Here is a 19733-nt window from a genome sequence, read left to right as displayed (position 1 = left end):
GAGCCTAAGCGCGAATCGGCTGGCGGCAAGCCCCGGCGGCGCGGGAAAGGTGCGGGGGGCGTCAGGCGGCGAAGGCGAGCCGGTCGCGCCCTCCGGCCTTGGCCCGGTACAGCGCTTCGTCGGCCGCGCGCATCAACTGCACGCGGCCCTGCTCTGCGCTGATCGGCGCGATCCCAGCGCTTACCGTAACGCGCACGGCGGCGCCGGTTGGCGTCGTGGTGATCGCCTGAGCGACTTCCTCGCGCACGCGCTCGCACACGCGCGCGGCCTGGTCTAGCGTTGCGCCATCAAGGATCAGCCCGAATTCCTCACCGCCCAGCCGCGCGACCTGGTCGCCGGCGCGGACACAGCGTTGCGCGGCCCTGGCAAAGGTTTCCAGCACAAGGTCGCCCACCGCATGGCCGAACTCGTCGTTTACGCGCTTGAAGAAATCGATGTCGAACAGCGCGACGCAGCCCTGCACTGTGCCATTGGCGGCGGCGGCGATCTTTCGGTCGATGATCGCGTCGAACTTGCGCCGGTTGGCAAGGCCGGTCAGCGGATCGGTGGTGGCGGCATGCGCCAGCCGCTGCTCGAGCGCCTTTCGTGCCGAAATGTCGCGCACCGCCGTGACCCAGCCCGATACATGGCCCTCCGCGTCGAAGGTGGTGCGGGTATGCGCCTCGAACCAGCGCAGCGTGCCATCGGCGGTGTAGGCGCGATATTCGACGATCGACGGCTTGTCGCGCAGCGTGCGGGACTGTTCGCTGGCCAGCGCCATCGTCTCGCGGTCGGGGCCGCTGGGGTGATCATGCGGATGCAGGCCCAGCAGATCCTCGGGCGGGAAGCCGGTGACTTCCAGCGTCGATGGCGAGGCATAGGTGATGTGCCCGCTGCGCCCCAGCATGATGATCATGTCGGTGGCGCTTTCGGTGATCAGCTTGTGGCGCATCTCGCTTTCGCGCAGCCGCCGCATGATCTCGCGCCGATGCTTCATCTCCCCGGCGACGGGCAGCACGGTCAGCACCGTCACCGCGAGGAAGGTCTGCAACAGGCGGATGTGCATGTCGAGATTTTCACCGACAAAGGACGGGCCATGGCCCAGCGCCGTCGCCGCCGTCCCCGTTACCGCCAGAATGACGATGCCCAGCATCGTGCCCAGCCGTTCCAGCCGGAAGGCAATGATCATGAGCGGCAGCACCGGCAGGTAGAGCACGGGATAGACCGCCTGGCTGAACACCGCGACGCAGACCGCCAGCAGCGAGGTGAGCAGAACCCATCCCTCCACAAGTTCGCGCGCCGTTATCTCGGTCAGGCGGCGGCGTGCCTCGCCGGTCAGGATCAGGGTGAACAGCGGCGTGAACGCCACCAGCCCCAGCCCGTGCCCGGCAAACCAGGCAAAGGCGAAATTGGTCCATGGCCGGTCGAGCGAGAGGCTGAGCAGCACGCCCGTCGGAATGGCGACTGCGGCCATTGCCATGGCCACCGACAGCGCGAACCAGCCGACGCCGGCAGCGCTTTCGAAATAGGTTCGCGCATGGCCGAATCGGCGCAGCAGGATGACGGTCAGCATCACCTCGCCGATATTGGCCAGCGCCAGCTGGGCGCTGCCAAAGAAGGTGAAGTTGAGCATCACGCCGGCGGTCAACATCGCCGTGCCGCAGCCAAGGATGGTGGCCCATTGCTGGCGGGGATTGGGCGCGATCAGCAGTTCCGCCATCAGCAGCGCGGATGCCACCCACAAGGTCGCCAGGCCGTCGTCGAATCGCGTCAGCCGGATCATCGCCACCGCCAGCACGCCATAGGCAAGCGCAATCGTCACGACGCGCCGCCAGCTGATTGCGGAGGGTGTTCCGTGGGTAATGGCCAACATTCTCAACCGGTCTAGCGGCCTTTGGTTAATTGATGATGTGCCCTAACTGGCCGTCTGCTAGGCGCTGCATGAACGGCGGGGGCGACGATGATCTACATCATGATCAATCTGGTGCCAATTGTCATCGCGACGATCGCGGGGCTGGCGATCGGCGGACTGTCACTGCGGCTCGGCGGGCGCAGCGCGTCGCCGGCGCTGGGGCTGGTGGCGGTGCTGGCGGAATTCTGGCTGGCGTCGATTCTGGCGGGCGCGCTGATCCTGGCGCCCGACAAGGCCTCGCCCTGGGTGATGGCAGTGGCGAGTGCGGTGGTGATCTGGATCGGCTTCGTGTTGCCGGTGCTGGCGGTGACCGGGCTGGCGCGGGGGCAGGCGCCACGATCGGTGATGGGCGATGCGCTCCACTGGCTGGCGGTGATGGTGGCGCAGGCGGTGGTGCTGAAGCTGATCGGGCTGGTGCCGCCGCCGGCTTAAGTAGAGCGTCTCGTGGACACCGGATCGCGTCTTCTTGCGGGCATTTCCAACAGGGCTGCGCCGGCCTAAAATAGGGACAGTCCCTTAGAAAAAAATGGGGACTGTCCCTATTTTCGATCGACTTGAGGGAGCGGCGTGATCCAGCCCTAAAATCGCTCCAGCGCGGCGGCGATGTGCTGGGCGAAGCGGTGCGCGGTGACGGAGACGTTGGGCGCTTCGATCAGCGCGATCTCGGTATCGGCCAGTGCCGGCAGGGCGCCATCGGTGCCCACCATCACCAGTGCCGGCGGGCACATTTCGCGCGGCAGCACCGCCACCCCCAGCCCGGCGCTGACCGCCGCCTGCGTGCCGGCCAGCGACGTTGACGTATAGGCAATCCGCCATCGCCGGCCATGCGCATCGAGCGCCGCCGTCGCGCGCTGGCGATAGACGCACGGCGCCGGCGACACGATCAGCGGCACAATGCCGTCCGCCGGCACCGATTGCGCGTCGCGCGCGACCCAGATCAGCGGTTCGCGCCACACCCGCACTCCCTCGATCGCGACATCGGGCTCGCGCTTCAGCAGCACCAGGTCGAACTCGCCCGCGCGGAACTTGGCGTGGAGGTTGAGCGTCAGGTCGCACGTCACCTCCAGCTCGACGCGGGGATGCGCGTCGGTAAAGGCGGCCAGAACGCTCGGCAGATGGGCGGTGGCGAAATCCTCCGGCACGCCCAGCCGCACCCGCCCGGCCACTTCGGGTTCGACCAGTTCGGCAATCGCGGCGTCGTTCAGCCGCAGCATCGCGCGGGCATGGTGGAGCAGCGCCTGGCCATCGGGGGTGAGCTTCAACAGGCGCGGTGTGCGCTGGAACACCGGGCGGCCGCCCAGCGAGTCTTCCAGCCGCTTGATCTGCAGGCTGATCGTCGACTGGGTACGCCCCAGCAGCGCGCCCGCGCGGGTGAAACCGCCCGCATCGGCGGCGGTCACGAAAGCGCGCAGCAGGTCCAGGTCAAGCGTTCGGTGCGGCATGGTCGCCTATCATTTACGTATTCAATGCATAACATTTCAACTAATCGTTTTGCAAATGGTGATCGTTCCGCCATCGGCCCACCCAACGGAGGGTCTTTTACCATGATGATGCTGATTCCGGCAGGTCTGCTGGTGATGGGGGCGGCGCTCGCGCTGAGCGCCGATGGGGCCAAGGCGATCGAGCGGGCAACGCTGGGCGCCGCCCTTGGCCTGGTGGCGAGCTTGGCACTGGCGGTTGCGGCCGCGCTGGGCGAGGTGCAGGCCGATGGCCTGGTGCTGACGCTGATAACGCTGACCAGCTTTGTCGCCACCATCGCGCTGGCTTTTTCCAGCCGCTATATGCGCGCCGACCGGGCGCCGCGCAGCTTTGCCGTCACCGTCGCGCTGCTCGCGTCAAGCGTGCTGCTGGCGGTTGCCGCTGAAGACGCGATTGCGCTGGCGCTGGGCTGGCTGGCCAGCGGCCAGCTGCTCGCCAGCCTGATCGGCCATGTCGATGGCTGGGCGGAGGCCCGCGCGGCCGAGGCGCGCGCACGCCGCACCTTCATCATCGGCGATGCCGCGCTGCTGGTCGCGCTCACCATTTTGGCGATCCACGCCAACAGCATCGAGCTGAAGGCGATGCTGAGCGCCGAGCTGAGCTTCGAGCCGGTGGTGCTGACCGTGGTCGCCGCGCTGTTCCTGGTCGCGGCGATGGCGCGCTCGGCGCTGCCGCCCTTTGATGGCTGGCTGATCGGCTCGATGACCGCGCCGACGCCGGTCTCGGCGCTGATGCACGCGGGTCTCGTCAATGCCGGCGGCTTCCTCCTCATCCGCTTCGCGCCGGTGATGGAAGCCGCGCCGCTGGTGCAGATCGCCGCCGTGGTCGCCGGCATCATCGCCGCGCTCTGGGGCACCGGCATCGCGCTGGTCCGGCCGGACATCAAGCGCGCGCTCGCCGGATCGACGGTGGCGCAGATGGGCTTCATGATCCTGTCGTGCGGGATGGGCGCCTATGCCGCTGCACTCTGGCACCTGGTCGCGCACGGCCTGTTCAAGGCATGGCTGTTCCTGCGCTCGGGCTCGGCGATCGGCGGGCAGACCGACACCGCGATGAGCAAGCTCGACGGGGCGACGCTGGGCGTCATCTCGGCCGCAGTGGTGGCGGGCGGCGTTGCCCTGGTCGCCATGGGCCGCAGCGAGGCGGCACTGCTGCCGCTGCTGCTGGCAACCGCCACCGGCCTCGCCACCGCGCTTGGCACGATGCGCAGCAAGACCGGGCGCTGGGTGCAGCTGCTGGGCTTTGTCGTGGCGCTGGTGGTGGCGCATACCGCCGGGCTGACGCTGATCGGCGCTGGCATGGCGCATGCGGAAGGCGTGTCGCCGGTCGCCGGGGTGATTGCGCTGGCCGCCGCGCTTCCCTTCCTGGGGGTGTGGGTGTGGCAGGCGCTGCGCGGCAACGCGCTGCCCCCCAGTCTCTATGTGCGCTTGCTGAACGCCGGCGTGGCTGCTTGAAGAAAGGCATATGACCATGAACATCGCTTATCCGCCGCTGCGGGTGCAGCCCGAACAGCGCCGCGCCGAGACCGAGCTGCAGATCAACATCGCCGAACGGATCGTGCCGCCCGTGTGGCCGCTCGACGGGGCGATTGCCGTCAACCCGCTCACCGGGCTTGAAGAGCTGCCCTTTGAAGATGCGGTCAAGGAAGGGGCCGAGCTGTTCGACGCCAATGCCGCGCTGCCGCTGCAGCTGTGGCGCCGCCTGCTGGCGCAGGGCCGGCTGAGCGAAGCGGCGCTGCGCGACGCGGCCGTCGTCGCGCTGGGCGGGGCGGATGCCGCCGCTGACCCGGTTGGTGCCGGCGTTTCGATGCTCGACTGCATGATGGCGCGGCTGACGCGCCTGCCGCTCAACCCCGCGCGGATTGCGGCGGAAGACCCGGCGATGGACCTGGTCGCCAAATGGTGCGCGGCCTTTTTCGACGGCGGCACGGCGTCCGCCGCGATGCCCGGGCGCGACAAGGGCCTGTACCGAGCGGTGCTGACGCTGATCGGGCATGACCCGGTGTTCAAGGGCCTGGCCGAGGGCGATCTGCGCGCGCTGCTCGCCTCGGTGCCGCGCGATGCGGTCGATGCGGTGACGCAGGGGCTGGAAGTGCTGGGCATCGACGATGATGACCGCATCTTGTTCCTGCAGCGGCTGATCGCGCGCCTGCCCGGCTGGGCGGGGCACATCCGCTGGCGCACCGACCATGTCGATGCCGAGCTGGTGGCGCATGCCCCGGCCGACATGGCCTCGCTGCTGGCGCTGCAGCTGCTGGTGGTGCGGGCCGCCCCCGCCACCCGCATGCGGCCGCGCCTGGCGCCGGTGGTTACCGATGTTGCGCAGCAACTGGCGCAGCATTTCGGTTTCTCGATCGATGCCGGCGGCGACGCGCTGCAGCAGGTGTCGGCCGGCGGCGAGGATGCGCTGGGCGCGATTTTCCAGCGTGCGGCCGAGGTCGGCTACCGCGAAATGCTGGTCCCCCGGCTCGCCCGGCCGCAGGCGCCGGCACGCGCCACCCGCCCCGACGCGCAGCTGGTGATGTGCATCGACGTGCGCAGCGAACCCTATCGCCGCGCGTTCGAGGCGGAGGGCAATTTCGAAACCTTCGGCTATGCGGGCTTTTTCGGCCTGATGATCGCGGTGCGCGAGCCCAACCGCCCGCGCACCCGCCAGCTGCCGGTGCTCGTCCAGCCGCAGCAGGACCTGACCATGGTCGCAGCACCTGGCCAGGAAAAGGCCGCGCGCGAGGCGATTGCGCTGGAGCGCCGCTCGGCCGCGACGCGCGACCTGTTCGGCGCGATGAAGGGCGGGGCGGCAACCGCCTTCGCCACTGCCGAAGCGGTCGGCCCGCTCGCCGGCGCGCTGATGGTGGCGAGCACGCTGCTGCCGCGCGCCGCGCAGAAAATGGCGCGCGCGATGAAGGGGGATGGCGCTGCGCTTGCCCCCTCGCTCGATCCGGTGCCGGGCGGCGATGCCGGCCTCAGTGCCGAGGAGCGGCTGGCCTATGCCCGCGCGCTGTTTGCGCTCACTGGCATGGAGCGGCGCACCGCGCGGCTGGTAGTGCTGGCCGGACATCGCGGCCAGACCGTCAACAACCCCTATGGCGCGGCCTATGACTGCGGCGCCTGTGCGGGCCATGGCGGCGCCGCCAATGCCCGCGCGATGGCAGCGATCATGAACGATCCGGCGGTGCGCGCGGCGCTGGCGGCAGAGGGCGAGGCGATCCCCGAGGACACCATCTTCGTGCCCGCCGAGCATGACACGACGGTGGACGAGGTGACGCTGTTCGACACCTGCTGCCTGCCCGCCAGCCATGCCGAGGATCTGGCCAAGCTGCGCGCAGCGCTGGCGCGCGCCGGGGTCGCCAATCGCGCGCGGCGGGCCAAGCTGCTCCACCGCCCGGCCGACGATCTGGCGACGGGTGCGGCGCATTGGGGCGAGGTGCGGCCCGAATGGGGGCTGGCCGGCAACGCTGCCTTCATCGTCGCGCAGCGCAGCTTCACCGCCGATATCGATCTGGAGGGGCGCTCGTTCCTGCACAGCTATGACTGGCGGATCGACCCGACGGGCGAGGCGCTGGCCACCATCCTGACCGCGCCGATGGTGGTCGCGCAGTGGATCAACTGCCAGTATCTGTTCTCCACGCTCGACAATCGCCGCTTCGGCGCGGGCGACAAGACCATCCATAACCCCGTCGGCCGCATTGGCGTGCTGCGCGGCAATGGTGGCGATCTGGCGGTCGGCCTGCCGATGCAGGCGCTGTTCCATGACGACGGCACGCCCGCGCATGTGCCGCAGCGCTTGCTCACCATCGTCCAGGCGCCCTATGCCCTGGTCGAGCAGGTGGTGGCGGGGCAGGCGGTGCTGCGGCGGCTGTTCGGCAATGGCTGGGTGCAGCTGGTGGTGGTCGATCCGGAGACCGGCGCGGCCCAGCGCTGGCGGCCGGACACCGAAATGATGGCCGACGGCACCGGCTGCTCGGCACTCGTCGATTTCTAACAGGGGAAGTTACATGTCACTTCAAGATGGCGAACTGCATCCGATGCGCAAGGTGGAGGCGGTCGTCGAGGCCGAGGACGCCAAGCTGGTGGAAGACGCGCTGCGCGATGCCGGGCTTGGCGGCTGGACGATCCTGCGCGACGTCGCCGGCATGGGCCATGGCGGCTTTCACCAGGCGCGCACCATTTTCAACGACCGCACGGGTCTGGTGATGTTCGTCGGCGTCGGCCCGTCCGAAGCGGTGCGGCAGGCCGCGCGCAACATCGGGCGGATCTTTATGCACAAGCCGGGCGTTCTGTTCGTCAGCGATGTCGAAGTCTTGCGTTCCGACTATTTCGTCGCTGCCTGATCGCGGCGACGTTTGGGACTGGCGGGGGGCTCCGTCGGTCGTTGCGACGATGCACGGCAAGGCGCCGGTCATCGTCGCAGCGCTCGAGGCGTTGGAGCTCGCGTTCCGCCAGACACCCGCCGGGCTGGATACCGACCGGTTCGGCACCTTCACCCGCGACGTGGCCCGCGCGGGTGACCAGATGGAGGCCGCGCGCGCCAAGGCGCAGGCGGCGCTAGACCTGTGGCCCTGGGCACAGGTGGCGATTGCCAGCGAGGGCGCGTTCGGCCCGCACCCCGCGCTCCCCATCGTGCCAGGCGGGCACGAGATCGTCTTGATGCGCGACCGCGACGGCCGCGAATTGATCGGCGCCGACCGCACCTTCGACACCAATTATGCGCATCAGCAGGTGAGCGCGCCCGACGATGCGCGCCACTTTGCCGATCTGTGCGGCTTTCCCGCGCACGGGCTGGTGCTGATGACGCCGGGCGGCGCGCAGCCGATTACCAAGGATATTGCCGACTGGGCAGCGTTCGACCGCGCCGTGGCGGCGGCGATCGCAGAGCATGGCGCGGTGTGGATCGAAACCGACATGCGCGCCCATCGCAATCCGCGCCGCATGGCCTCGATCGGGCGGGCGGCTGCGAACCTTGCCGAACGCTGGGCGGCGCGCTGCCCGGTGTGTGCGCATCCCGGCTGGGTGCCACAGCTGGGGCCGGGCCGCCCCTGTGGCTGGTGCGGCGCGCCGACGCAGAGCGCATGGCGCCAGCTTTATCAGTGCCTGGGCTGCGGCCATGCCGTGGAAGGCGTGCTGGAGCCCGACCGCCGCGCCGACCCCGCCAGCTGCGACCAGTGCAATCCTTGATGATCCGCCGCCGGCCGGGGTGATGCTGGCGATGGGGCGCCATCCGGGCTAAACCAGTGGCTCCACCCGAACAGGAGAGTCGCCGATGCCCGAGAGCCCCTGGAGCCAGCCCCGCCGTGGCGGTGCCGACGAAATCGATTTCGAGATCAAGGGCCAGGACCTGCAGTTCGTGGAGATCGAGCTGGACCCCGGCGAAAGCGCGCTGGCCGAGGCGGGCGCCTTTGTGTGGAAGGATGCCAGCATCGAGCTGACCACCGTGTTCGGCGACGGGTCGGGCGCGGGCGGCGGGCTGATGGACAAGCTGATCGGCGCGGGCAAGCGGCTGCTGACCGGCGAGGGGCTGTTCATGACCGTGTTCACCCATCGCGGCCAGGGCAAGGCGCGCGTCGCCTTTGCCGCGCCCGTTCCGGGAGTGATCCTGCCACTCAAACTGTCCGACATTGGCGGCACGCTGATCGCGCAGAAGGATGCGTTTCTGTGCGCGGCCAAGGGCGTGCAGGTGGGGCTGGCCTTTCAGCGCCGGGTAATGACCGGGCTGTTCGGCGGCGAAGGCTTCATCATGCAGAAGCTGGAGGGCGATGGCTGGGTGTTCGTCAACATGGGCGGCACGCTGGTCGAGCGCGAACTGGCGCCGGGCGAAGTGCTGCACGTCGATACCGGGTGCCTGGCGGCCTATACCCCCAGCATCGATTTCGACCTGGAAATGGTGCGCGGCGTGAAAAGCGTGCTGTTCAGTGGCGAGGGGCTGTTCTTTGCCCGGCTGCGCGGGCCGGGCAAAGTGTGGATTCAGTCGCTGCCGTTCGGCCGCCTTGCTGGCCGGGTGCTGGCAACGGCTACCGGCACCGGGCGCAACGCGGGCGAGGGATCGGTGCTGGGGCAGCTCGGCCACTTCATCGGCGGCAATGAATAGGCTGACCGTCTGGTATGATGGCGCCTGCCCCCTGTGCACGCGCGAGATTGCCCTGATGCGGCGGCTGGACCGGCGCGGCGCGATTGATTTCGTCGATGTGGCCACCGGCGATGGCGGTGGCTGCCCGATCGATCGCGCCGCGCTGCTTGCGCGCTTCCATGCCGCCGAAAATGGCGTGCTGCTGTCGGGCGCGGCGGCCTTTGCCGCGATGTGGCGGGCTATCCCGCTGCTGCGCCCGCTGGGGCTGATGGCAAGGCTGCCCGGCATGGAATGGCTGCTGGAGCGCGCCTATCGCGCCTTTTTGCGAGCGCGGCCATGGCTGCAAAAGTCGCTGCGATAGTGAAGATGCTTGATGTCGCTTAACTATACTTTCGTTGATACATATTGCGACACTATAGCGGCGCCTGTTATACTTATTCCGAGCATCTGTTCAGCGGCGTGACAGGTTGAAAGCGGCAATGTGCATGGGCGCCTGGCAATAATGCTTTGGCGCTGCAGCAAGGGACGCCAGCCATGTTCAAACCCGTCGCCATCGCTATTGCCGCCAGCGCGCTGATCACCGTGCCGGCCATTGCCAATGCCTATCCGCGCCATCCGCGCATTGCCCAGGTCAACAACCGCGTGATCAACCAGAATGCCCGCATCGTGGCCGGCTATCGCCAGGGCCAGCTTTCCGGCGCCGAGGCCCGCGACCTGCACCGCGACGTGCGCGCGATCAACCTGCAAAAGCGCGCCGCGATTATCGGCAATGGCGGCTATCTGACCCGCCAGCAGCAGATCAACCTCAACCGCCAGCAAAACGCCGTCAGCCGCCAGATCTGGGCGGAACGCCGCGTCGGCTGAGCCCGGCAAGCGGCGCTTGCGCACCGGCGCGGGGCGCGGCAAGGTCTCCCCCCAAGAGATACCGATACCGGGGGGAATGATCTGATGCGCCTCGCGCTTGCCGCTTTGATGCTCGTTGCCACGCCCGCGCTGGCGCAGGAAAAGAAGCCCGACACCGCCAAGGCGCCGGCGCACAAGGACGCGATGGTGGCGGAGGTCGAAGCCGCCTGGGCCAAGCCGCCGGTGGAAGAAACCGCCGCCGTCAGCAAGGGCAGCGTGACGGTGAAGGGCACCGCAATTGCCTATACGGCCACCGCCGGCACGCTGACGCTGCGCGATGATGATTCAAAGCCGATCGGCAGCATGTTCTACACCGCCTATACCAAGGATGGCGGCGGCAACCGGCCGGTGACCTTCTTCTACAATGGCGGCCCGGGCTCGGCGACGATCTGGCTGCACATGGGCAGCTTCGGCCCGGTGCGGGTGCAGACGACGGCGCCCGTCTATGTGAAGCCCGCGCCCTACGGCGTGGCGGCGAACCCCTATTCGCTGCTCGACAAGACTGATCTGGTCTTCATCGATGCGATGGGGGCGGGCTGGTCGCGCCCGCTGGGCGACAAGACCGGCAAGGATTTCTGGGGCGTGGACCAGGATGTCGACGCCTTTGCCCGCGCGATCATGCGTTACGTCACCAAGAACCAGCGCTGGGGCAGCCCCAAATTCCTGTTCGGCGAAAGCTATGGCACGCTGCGCTCGGGGGCGCTCGCCGCGCAGCTGGAGCAGCGGGGGATGAGCCTTAATGGCGTCGTCCTGCTGTCCACCATCCTCAATTATGGCGTGCGCCAGCCGGGCTATGACCAGAATTATCAGGTGCTGTTCCCCGGCTATGCGGCAACCGCCTGGTACCACAACCGGCTGGCCAACCGCCCGGCGGACCTGGCCGCCTTCATCGCCGAGGTGCGCGCCTGGGTGAGCGGGCCTTATGCCGCCGCGCTCGCCAAGGGCAGCGCGATCAGCGAGGAGGAAGCCGCCGCCACCGCGCGCCAGATGGCGGCCTATACCGGGCTGAGCGAGGCGTTCATCCGCCGCGCCAACCTGCGCATCGACCTGCCGCATTTCCAGACCGAACTTCTGCGCGACCGGCGCGTGTCGACCGGGCGGCTCGACGCGCGCTATCTGGCGAACCCGACGGACGCCAATGCCGACAGCCCCGATGACGATCCCGCCTCGACCGCGATCACCGGCGCCTATGTCGCCAGCTTCATGGACTATGCGGCCAAGACGCTGGGCTACAAGACGGACCTGACCTATAAATTGTCCGCCCGCGACGGCGGCTTCGACTGGGACTGGCGCCACCGCGCGCCGGGCGGGCGCGGGCCGCAGACCTCGCCCAACACCGCCGTCGATCTGGCTTATACCATGCGGACCAACACGCATCTGAAGGTGCTGTTCCTGAACGGCTATTACGACATGGCGACGCCCTTTTATGGCGCCGAGTTCGATGCCAACCACATGCTGCTGCCGCCCGAGCTGCGCGGCAATATCAGCTTCAAATATTATGAAAGCGGCCACATGATCTATCTGAACCCCGACGCGCTGGCACAGCTCCACGCCGATCTGGGCGCGTGGTACGACCGGGCGGCGAAATAGCCGTCAGCCGCCGCGCGCAACCAGCACGGCACCGGCCGCGATCAACAGCGTGCCGGCCAGCCGCCAGGCATTGACGCCCTCGCCCAGCAGCAGCGCGCCGACCAGAAAGGTCATGATGAAGCCCAGCCCGACAAAGGGATAAGCAAAGGACAGGTCGAGCCGCGACAGCACCACGATCCATGCCGCCGCCGACAGGGCATAGATGGTGAGGCCCAGCACCAGCATCGGCGTGGTGCCCAGCGCCCAGGCGCGCGCGACGAGCGTGCCGCCGCCGGCAATCGCGGCCTTCACCTGCGGCGCGCTGGCGCCCATCTTCAACGCGAACTGCGCGCCCGAGCTCATCGCCACGCTGGTCAGAATCAGGGCCAGATCGGTCATCTTCATGCAGAAAGCGTTTAGCCTAACCGTCTTAAGCCAATCTCAATGGCGGTTGTGCCATGGCGAATGGCGATGCTGCCGCCTTCGCGTCTTTCCCCCCGACAGGGTGCTGCGGCGCTGGCGCTGATCGTGCTGCTGGCGCTGGCGGTGCGGCTTGCGGCGGGCATGGTCCTGTCGGCCAATCTGGGCGATGCCGATCAGGCGTCCTATTTCATGATGGCGCAGACCCTGGCCGGCCAGGCGCCGATGCGCGACATCTGGGGCAATGCGGCGTTCTACAGCCCGGGCTATCCGTTCGTGCTGGCGCCGTTCTTCGCGCTGTTCGGGGCGTGGCCGGCCGTGGCGCTGGTGCCCAATCTGATTCTCGTCGCGATCAGCATCTTGCTGCTCCATGCGCTTGCCCGGCGGCTGGCCGGGCGGGGCGTTGCGCTGCTGGCGGCGCTGTTCTTCGCGCTGCTCGCGCCGATGGTGGTCGCCAATGTCACGCTGACGCGCGAAAATCTGTCGGTGCCGCTGCTCATTGGCTTTGCGCTGGCGCTGGTGATGCTGCTCGACACCCGCCGGCCGCGGATCGTCGCGGCGGTGGCGGGGCTCATTTATGGCGCCGGGGTGCTGGCCGGCGGTTCGGTGATCCTGACCGCGCTTGCGCTGCCGCTCGCCTTGTGGTGGCGCGGGCGTGCAGGGCGCCCCGGCGGGCCCGCGGTCGCCTTTGCGCTGGGCGTGGCGGTCGTGCTCGGCCCCTGGCTATGGCATACCGATGCCATGCTGGGCCGCCCCGTGCTGACCACCAATGCGGCCTTCAACCTCTATATCGGCAACAATGCCAACGCGACCGGCCGTTTCGTGTCGATGCGCGACACGCCGCTGGGTAGCGACCGATGGCGCCAGCTGCACCGCGACCTCGGCGAACTGGCCGCGACTGATCGGCTGGGCGATCTAGCCCGCGCGCATATCGCTGCCCATCCCGGCGATACCGCGCGGCTGGCAGCCTGGAAGCTGGCGCTGTTCTGGCTGCCGGAGCCACCACATGCCGATGAAGGCCAGGGTCTTGCCGTCCGCCTGCTGCGCTGGGCGAGCGTGGCGCAGCAACTGGCATTGCTTGCGATGGCGGCCGTCGCGCTCACTGGCTGGCGCCGCTTCGGGCGGGGCATGCGCGTGATGCTCGCGGTGATGGCGCTGTTCTGGGCGGTGCATGCCGGGGCCTATGTGATCCCGCGATACAATCTGCCGGTCATGCCGTTCCTGTGCCTGCTGGCGGCGGGTGCGACTGCCCCGCTGCTGCGCCGCGCGGCCCCTGCGCGCTTGAAGATGGTGCTTGCATGACCGTTCACGCGCCGGTGCGAACCCGCCCGCTCTATGTCGATCTCGACCAGACCCTGGTCTCGGCCGATATCTCGCTGGAGAGCTTTGTGCGCTTTGCCCGGCGCGGGGTGGCGCAGGCGCTGCTGCTGTTGTGGTGGCTGATGCGTGGCCGGGCCTATGCCAAGGCGATGGTCGCGCGGCGGGTGCGGATCGACCCGGCGACCCTGCCCTATCGTGCCGAGGTGCTGGCGATGATTGCCGAGGCACGGCGCGAGGGGCGCCGCGTCGTGCTGGCCAGCGGATCGCACTGGCGCCCGGTCGCGGCGATTGCCCGGCATCTGGGGCTGTTCGACGCCAGTATCGGCACCAGCGCGCGGCGCAACCTGAAAGGGCGCAACAAGCTGGCCTGGATCATGGCCGATGCCGATGGCGATTTCGGCTATGTCGGCGACAGCCCCGCCGACCGCCCGATCTGGCGCGCGGCGGCGGAGGCGGTGAGCGTGGGCGTGTGCCCGGCCGGGGTGCGCGCGCTCAGCGTGCGCCGCAAGCCGCTGTGGCGGGCATTGCTGAAGGCGATGCGCTCGCACCAATGGGCCAAGAATGCGCTGATTTTCGTGCCGCTGGTCACGTCCGGCCTATGGGCCGACACGCGGCTGATCGCGCAGGCGCTGGGTGCGTTTGCGCTGTTCTCGCTCGCCGCGTCGGGCGTCTATCTCATCAACGACCTGCTCGATATCGAGGCGGACCGCGCCCACCGCACCAAGCGCCACCGGCCGCTGGCCAGCGGCGCGCTGCCCATTCCGGCGGCGCTGGCGGCGGGCACGCTGCTGCTGCTGGTGCCGCCGGTGCTGGGCTGGGCGCTGCTCGGCCCGCGCTTTGGCGTGGTGCTGATCGGCTATCTGGCGCTGACGACGGCCTATTCGCTGCGGCTGAAGGCAGTGATGACGCTCGACGTGATCGTGCTTGCCTGCCTCTACACCGTGCGCATCTTCGCCGGCGCGATGGCGATTGCGGTGCCGGTAAGTTCGTGGCTGCTCACCTTCGCGATCTTCCTGTTCCTGAGCCTGGCTTATCTGAAGCGCTATACCGAACTGGCGCAGGCAACCGACGATCCCCGCCGCCTGCTCGGCGGGCGCGGCTATACCGGCGGCGATGTCGAGGTGGTGATGATGATGGGGGTCGCCGCCGGCATGGTGTCGGTGCTGGTGCTCGCCCTGTTCATTTCCAACGCCACCGCCGTTTATGACCATGGCACGCCGCAACTGCTCTCCGGCCTGTGCCTGATCCTGCTCTACTGGCTGACGCGGGTATGGATGATGGCGCGGCGTGGCGAGGTGTCCGGCGACCCCATCGCCTTTGCAATCACCGACCGGCGCAGCCTGGCGATGGGCGTGCTGGCGGCGGCGATCGTGGTCGTCGCACAGAAAGTCGTCATTCCGCTATAGACATATAATACACCCCTGCTATGGTCCTGCTCAAATCGGGGAGGAACCATGCTCAGCCTTGCCAATGTCACCCATGTCTATCCCAACGGCACCCGTGCGCTCGACGATGTGAGCCTGACGGTGCCGACCGGCATGTTCGGTCTGCTCGGCCCCAATGGCGCGGGCAAATCGACGCTGATGCGCACCGTCGCCACGCTGCAGACGCCGACATCGGGCAGCATCCGCTTCGGCGATATCGATGTGCTGGCCGAGCCCGAGGCGCTGCGCGCGCGGCTGGGCTATCTGCCGCAGGATTTCGGCGTCTACCCGCGTGTTTCCGCCTATGACATGCTTGATCATATGGCGGTGCTGAAGGGGGTCGCCTCTGCCGCTGACCGCAAGGCGACGGTCGAGACGCTGCTCAACCAGACCAATTTGTGGGCGGTACGCAAAAAGGCGATTGCCGGCTTTTCAGGCGGCATGCGCCAGCGCTTCGGCATTGCCCAGGCGCTGATCGGCAACCCGGCGCTGATCATTGTCGACGAGCCGACCGCGGGGCTGGACCCGGAGGAGCGCAACCGCTTCCTCAACCTGCTGGCCGAAATCGGCGAGCAGGTCGTCGTCATCCTGTCCACCCACATCGTGGAGGATGTCGCCGATCTGTGCCCGCGCATGGCAGTGCTCGCCGGCGGGCGCATCCAGCTGGAAGGCGCGCCGCACGAGCTGATCGAGCGGGCGCGTGGCAGCGTGTGGGCCAAGACCATCACGCGCGACGCACTGGCCGACCACCAGGCGCGCTACACGGTGATTTCGACGCGCCTGTTCGCCGGCCGCACGGTGATCCATGTGCTGGCCGACCATGACCCGGGCGACGGCTTCACGCCGGTGTCGGGCGGGCTGGAAGATGTTTATTTCGCCACGCTGGCGCGCACCCGCGCGACCCAGGCCGCCTGAGCCGGCTGGGGGGAGGGCCGCCAATGTTCGCCAAGATCGCCAGTTTCGAGCTGCGCTACCAGTTGCGCAACCCGGTCTTCTGGACCGTCGCCGTCCTGTTCTTCCTGATGACCTTCGGGGCTGCGACGATCGAACAGATCCAGATCGGCTCCGGGGGCAGCAGCATCCACCGCAACAGCCCGGTGTCGATCATCCAGACGCACCTGATCCTGTCGCTGTTCTTCATGTTCGTGACGACGGCGTTTGTCGCCAATGTCATCGTGCGCGACGATGAAAGCGGCTTTGGCCCGATCGTGCGGTCCACGCGGGTGGGCAAGTTCGATTATCTGATGGGCCGCTTCACCGGCGCCTTTCTGGCGGCGGGCATTGCCTTTCTGGTCGTGCCGCTGGCCATCTGGCTCGGCTCGTTCATGCCCTGGGTCGACCGCGAAACGCTGGGGCCGAACTATCTGGCGGCCTATGCCCATGCCTATCTGGTGATGGCGCTGCCCGACATTCTGCTCACCTCTGCGCTGTTCTTCGCGGTCGCCACGATGACGCGGTCGGTGATGTACAGCTATGTCGGCGTCGTCGTGTTCCTGGTCATCTATCTGGTCGTGGTGTCGGCGCTGCGCACCCGGCCGGAACTGCGCGAGACGGCCGCCCTGTTCGAGCCGTTCGGCTTCGGGGCATTCGGCCAGGCCACGCGCTACTGGACGGCGGCGGAGGCGAACCGGATGGTGCCGCCGCTTTCCACCACCTTGCTGTTCAATCGCGGTTTCGGCGTCGTGCTGAGCCTGGTTGCGCTTGCCATTGCCTATGCCCGGTTCAGCTTTTCGGAGCGCGGCATTTCCGGCCGCGCGCTTAAGCGGGCGGCGCGGCGCGAGGCAAAGCTGGCCGCGGTGCCGCCGCAGCTGGTCGCCACGCTCCCCGCGCTGCAGCCCGATCGTGCCGGCTGGACGCAGCTGATGGCACGCACCCGGTTCGAAATGGCGCTGGTCTTCCGCAGCCCCGCTTTCCTGGTGCTGATGCTGGTCGGGCTGTTCAACGCGGTGTCCGCGCTGTTCCTGGGCAATGATCTGTACGGCACGCCCGCGCGCCCGCTGACCTTTGGCGTGATCGGCGTGCTGAACGGCGCGTTCGGCATCATTCCGGTCATCATCGCCATCTATTATTCGGGCGAGCTTGTCTGGCGCGACCGCGAGCGCAAGATGCACGAGATCATCGACGCGACCGCGCTGCCCAACTGGGCCTATATGGTGCCCAAGACGCTGGCCGTGTCGGGCGTGCTGATCGCGTGCCTGGTCATCGCCATGCTGGGCGGGATCGCCGTTCAGCTGATCCGGGGCCAGACCGATCTGGCGCTGGGCGAATATCTGGCCTGGTATGTCCTGCCCAGCGCCGCCGACATGGTGATCCTGGCGGTGCTGGCGGTGTTCGTGCAGGCGCTCAGCCCCAACAAATATATCGGCTGGGGCATCATGGTGATCTATCTGGTCGCCACCATCACGCTCAACAATCTGGGGTTTGAGCACCCGCTCTATAACTTCGGCTCGACCGGCAATATCCGCCTGTCTGACATGAACGGCGACGATGTCGGCGGCGCGACCGGCTGGTGGCTGCGGCTCTACTGGGGCAGCTTCGCGCTGATCCTGGGGGTGCTGGCGCATCTGCTGTGGCGGCGCGGCACGCAGGTGTCGTTCGCGTCGCGCGCGCGGCGGGTGCCGGCGCGGCTGGCCGGGCTGCCCGGCGTGCTGATCGCCACCGGCGTGGCGGCCGCAGCGGCAACCGGCGGCTTCATCTACTACAATATGAACGTGCTGAACGAATATCGCACGCGTGAGGACACCAACAAGCTGCTCGCCGAGTATGAGCGCAAATATCTGCACTACGAAAAGGTGAAGCAGCCCTCGGTCAGCACCATCAAGCTGGCGGTCGACCTCTACCCCAGCGAAAAGCGGGCCGAGGCACGCGGCAGCTATCAGCTGGTCAACACCACCGGCGCGCCGCTCAGCGACCTGCATCTGCGCGTGATCGATCCCGACATGAAGCTGCTGTCGGTCGATCTGCCGGGCGCGCGGCTGGTGCATGACGACAAGCGCCTGCGCTATCGCATCTATCGCTTTGACCAGCCGCTGGCGCCGGGGGCGGGCGTGGAGATGCGCTTTGCCACCCAGCGGTGGCAGCGGGGTTTCCGTGCCGAGGGTGACGACACGCGCATGGTGCGCAACGGCAGCTTCCTGAACAATTTCGAGTTCGCGCCGCGGATCGGTATGGACCGCGACACGCTGCTGAGCGATCCGGTCACGCGGCGGCGGTTCAAGCTGCCCTCGCAGCTGCGCATGGCAAAGCTTGAAGACTTGTCGGCCACGCAGCGCAACTATATCGGCAATGCCAGCTGGGTGCAGTCCGACATCACCGTCACGACCGATGCGGGGCAGACACCCATCGCCCCGGGCCGGCGGGTGGCGGACAGCACCGCCAATGGCCGCCGCACCGCGCGCTTCGTGTCCAAAGTACCAATCTTGGCCTTTTTCTCGGTCCAGTCGGCGGCCTATGCCGAACGATCAATGCCGCTGGGCGGCGGGGTGACGGGCACCGTCTATTTCGACCCCAAGCACGCCTATAATGTCGACCGGATGCTGAATGCGATGAAGCTGTCGCTGGATTATTACCGCGCCAATTTCGGGCCGTATCAGTTCGATTATGCCCGGGTGCTGGAATTCCCCGGCTATGCCAGCTTCGCGCAGGCCTTTGCCGGCACCATCCCCTATTCGGAGCGGATCGGCTTCATTGCCGACACGCGCGATCCCGACGCGATCGACTATGTCACCTATGTCACCGCGCATGAGCTGGGCCACCAATATTGGGCGCACCAGCTGATTTCCGCCGAAATGCAGGGCGGCACCATGCTGGTGGAAACCATGGCGCAATATTCGGCGCTGATGGTGATGAAGAAGCTGTACGGCGAGGACAAGATCCGCCGCTTCCTGAAATATGAGCTGGACAATTATCTGCGCTCGCGCGGCGGCGAATCGGTTGAGGAACTGCCGCTCAACCGGGTCGAGAACCAGCCCTATATCCATTACCGCAAGGGCTCGGTCGTGCTCTATCTGTTGCAGGACCGGCTGGGCGAGGCGCGCGTCAACGCGATGCTGGCCAAGCTGCTCGACCGGTTCCGCTTCAAGGGCGCGCCCTATGCCCGCTCGACCGACCTGGTCGAAGGCTTCAAGAGCCTGGCCCGCAACGATGCCGAGCGCCAGCTGGTGAGCGACCTGCTCGAACGCATTACGCTCTATGACCTGAAGGCGGAAACCGCGACGGTGAAGAAGCTGGCCGACGGGCGCTATGAAACGCGCATCACGGTCGCCGCGCGCAAATTCTATGCCGATGGCAGCGGCAAGGAGCGCGAGACCCCGCTCGCCGACACGGTCGATATCGGCCTGTTCGGTGCGCGGCCCGGCATCGGCGCGTTCAGCGCGAAGGACGTGGTGCTGATCGACCGCCGCCCGATTGCCAGCGGCAAGCAGGAAATCCGTGTCATCTCTACCAAGAAGCCGGCCTTTGCCGGGGTCGACGCCTATAACAAATATGTCGATCGCAACTCGGATGACAATGTGACGGCGGTGACGGGTTAAAGCCCCATCAGCCCCTCCCCTTCAGGGAAGGGGTTGGGGTGGGGCGGTTCCCTGACTGACCGCCCTCGAGTGCACCTCAGCCTATCATCACCCGTTCATGTCGAGCGCAGTCGAGACACGCGGACCGGGCGC

General features: G+C 67.6%; 16 protein-coding genes. 13 read left to right on the top strand and 3 right to left on the bottom strand.

What is annotated here, in order from left to right; translation table 11 throughout:
• Positions 1-61: 61 nt before the first annotated feature.
• On the bottom strand, positions 62-1801 hold the full coding sequence (locus tag K2Y03_RS04035; protein ID WP_294088451.1) for a sensor domain-containing diguanylate cyclase: 1740 nt from the start codon (positions 1799-1801) through the stop codon (positions 62-64).
• Between the two features lie 138 nt (positions 1802-1939).
• Here K2Y03_RS04035 and K2Y03_RS04030 point away from each other — a divergent pair, with 138 nt between their 5' ends.
• Positions 1940-2323: a hypothetical protein gene (locus K2Y03_RS04030; protein WP_294088449.1), complete on the top strand. Its 384-nt coding sequence runs from the start codon at positions 1940-1942 to the stop codon at positions 2321-2323.
• A gap of 146 nt (positions 2324-2469) precedes the next feature.
• On the opposite strand, the gene K2Y03_RS04025 is transcribed toward K2Y03_RS04030, so the two are convergent.
• Positions 2470-3333 carry a LysR substrate-binding domain-containing protein gene (locus K2Y03_RS04025; RefSeq protein WP_294088448.1) on the bottom strand — a complete coding sequence of 288 codons (864 nt, stop codon included), beginning with the start codon at positions 3331-3333 and terminating at the stop codon, positions 2470-2472.
• A gap of 102 nt (positions 3334-3435) precedes the next feature.
• Here K2Y03_RS04025 and K2Y03_RS04020 point away from each other — a divergent pair, with 102 nt between their 5' ends.
• The 8 genes from K2Y03_RS04020 to K2Y03_RS03985 all read left to right on the top strand — a co-directional run bounded on the left by K2Y03_RS04020 (position 3436) and on the right by K2Y03_RS03985 (position 11926).
• The gene (locus K2Y03_RS04020) at positions 3436-4824 is read left to right on the top strand and encodes a proton-conducting transporter membrane subunit (RefSeq protein WP_294088447.1); all 1389 of its coding nucleotides are present in this window, start codon (positions 3436-3438) and stop codon (positions 4822-4824) included.
• 16 nt (positions 4825-4840) lie between these two features.
• Complete coding sequence (locus K2Y03_RS04015) at positions 4841-7351, top strand: putative inorganic carbon transporter subunit DabA (RefSeq protein WP_294088446.1); 2511 nt, start codon at positions 4841-4843, stop codon at positions 7349-7351.
• Positions 7352-7364: 13 nt separating this feature from the next.
• Positions 7365-7700, top strand: a complete 336-nt coding sequence (locus tag K2Y03_RS04010) for a P-II family nitrogen regulator (protein ID WP_294088445.1) — start codon at positions 7365-7367, stop codon at positions 7698-7700.
• A gap of 49 nt (positions 7701-7749) precedes the next feature.
• Positions 7750-8544, top strand: coding sequence for a DUF6671 family protein (locus K2Y03_RS04005; protein WP_294088444.1), 795 nt, complete (start codon positions 7750-7752; stop codon positions 8542-8544).
• An 85-nt stretch (positions 8545-8629) separates the two neighbouring features.
• Positions 8630-9454: a TIGR00266 family protein gene (locus K2Y03_RS04000; protein ID WP_294088443.1), complete on the top strand. Its 825-nt coding sequence runs from the start codon at positions 8630-8632 to the stop codon at positions 9452-9454.
• Complete coding sequence (locus tag K2Y03_RS03995; RefSeq protein ID WP_294088442.1) at positions 9447-9794, top strand: thiol-disulfide oxidoreductase DCC family protein; 348 nt, start codon at positions 9447-9449, stop codon at positions 9792-9794. The genes K2Y03_RS04000 and K2Y03_RS03995 overlap by 8 nt, the downstream gene beginning before the upstream one ends.
• Before the next feature lie 173 nt (positions 9795-9967).
• On the top strand, positions 9968-10297 hold the full coding sequence (locus K2Y03_RS03990) for a hypothetical protein (RefSeq protein WP_294088441.1): 330 nt from the start codon (positions 9968-9970) through the stop codon (positions 10295-10297).
• Positions 10298-10381: 84 nt separating this feature from the next.
• Positions 10382-11926, top strand: a complete 1545-nt coding sequence (locus K2Y03_RS03985; protein ID WP_294088440.1) for a peptidase S10 — start codon at positions 10382-10384, stop codon at positions 11924-11926.
• A gap of 3 nt (positions 11927-11929) precedes the next feature.
• Here K2Y03_RS03985 and K2Y03_RS03980 read toward each other — a convergent pair whose 3' ends face one another.
• Entirely contained in the window at positions 11930-12304 is a 375-nt protein-coding gene (locus K2Y03_RS03980; RefSeq protein WP_294088439.1) for a permease, read from the bottom strand.
• Positions 12305-12376: 72 nt separating this feature from the next.
• Between K2Y03_RS03980 and K2Y03_RS03975 the strand changes: the two genes are divergently transcribed.
• The 4 genes from K2Y03_RS03975 to K2Y03_RS03960 are packed head-to-tail and all read left to right on the top strand — an operon-like array spanning position 12377 to position 19601.
• On the top strand, positions 12377-13627 hold the full coding sequence (locus tag K2Y03_RS03975) for a glycosyltransferase family 39 protein (protein WP_294088438.1): 1251 nt from the start codon (positions 12377-12379) through the stop codon (positions 13625-13627).
• Positions 13624-15051 carry a UbiA family prenyltransferase gene (locus tag K2Y03_RS03970; RefSeq protein WP_294088437.1) on the top strand — a complete coding sequence of 476 codons (1428 nt, stop codon included), beginning with the start codon at positions 13624-13626 and terminating at the stop codon, positions 15049-15051. Before K2Y03_RS03975 ends, K2Y03_RS03970 begins: the two co-directional genes overlap by 4 nt.
• 48 nt (positions 15052-15099) lie before the next feature.
• Positions 15100-15984, top strand: coding sequence for an ABC transporter ATP-binding protein (locus K2Y03_RS03965; RefSeq protein ID WP_294088436.1), 885 nt, complete (start codon positions 15100-15102; stop codon positions 15982-15984).
• 23 nt (positions 15985-16007) lie between these two features.
• The gene (locus K2Y03_RS03960; RefSeq protein ID WP_294088435.1) at positions 16008-19601 is read left to right on the top strand and encodes a M1 family aminopeptidase; all 3594 of its coding nucleotides are present in this window, start codon (positions 16008-16010) and stop codon (positions 19599-19601) included.
• Positions 19602-19733: the final 132 nt, after the last annotated feature.

Source organism: Sphingomonas sp. (assembly GCF_019746015.1).
Lineage (GTDB): Bacteria > Pseudomonadota > Alphaproteobacteria > Sphingomonadales > Sphingomonadaceae > Sphingomonas.
Note: the sequence above shows the minus strand (reverse complement) of the source record. Positions and strands in the feature narration are given on the sequence as shown.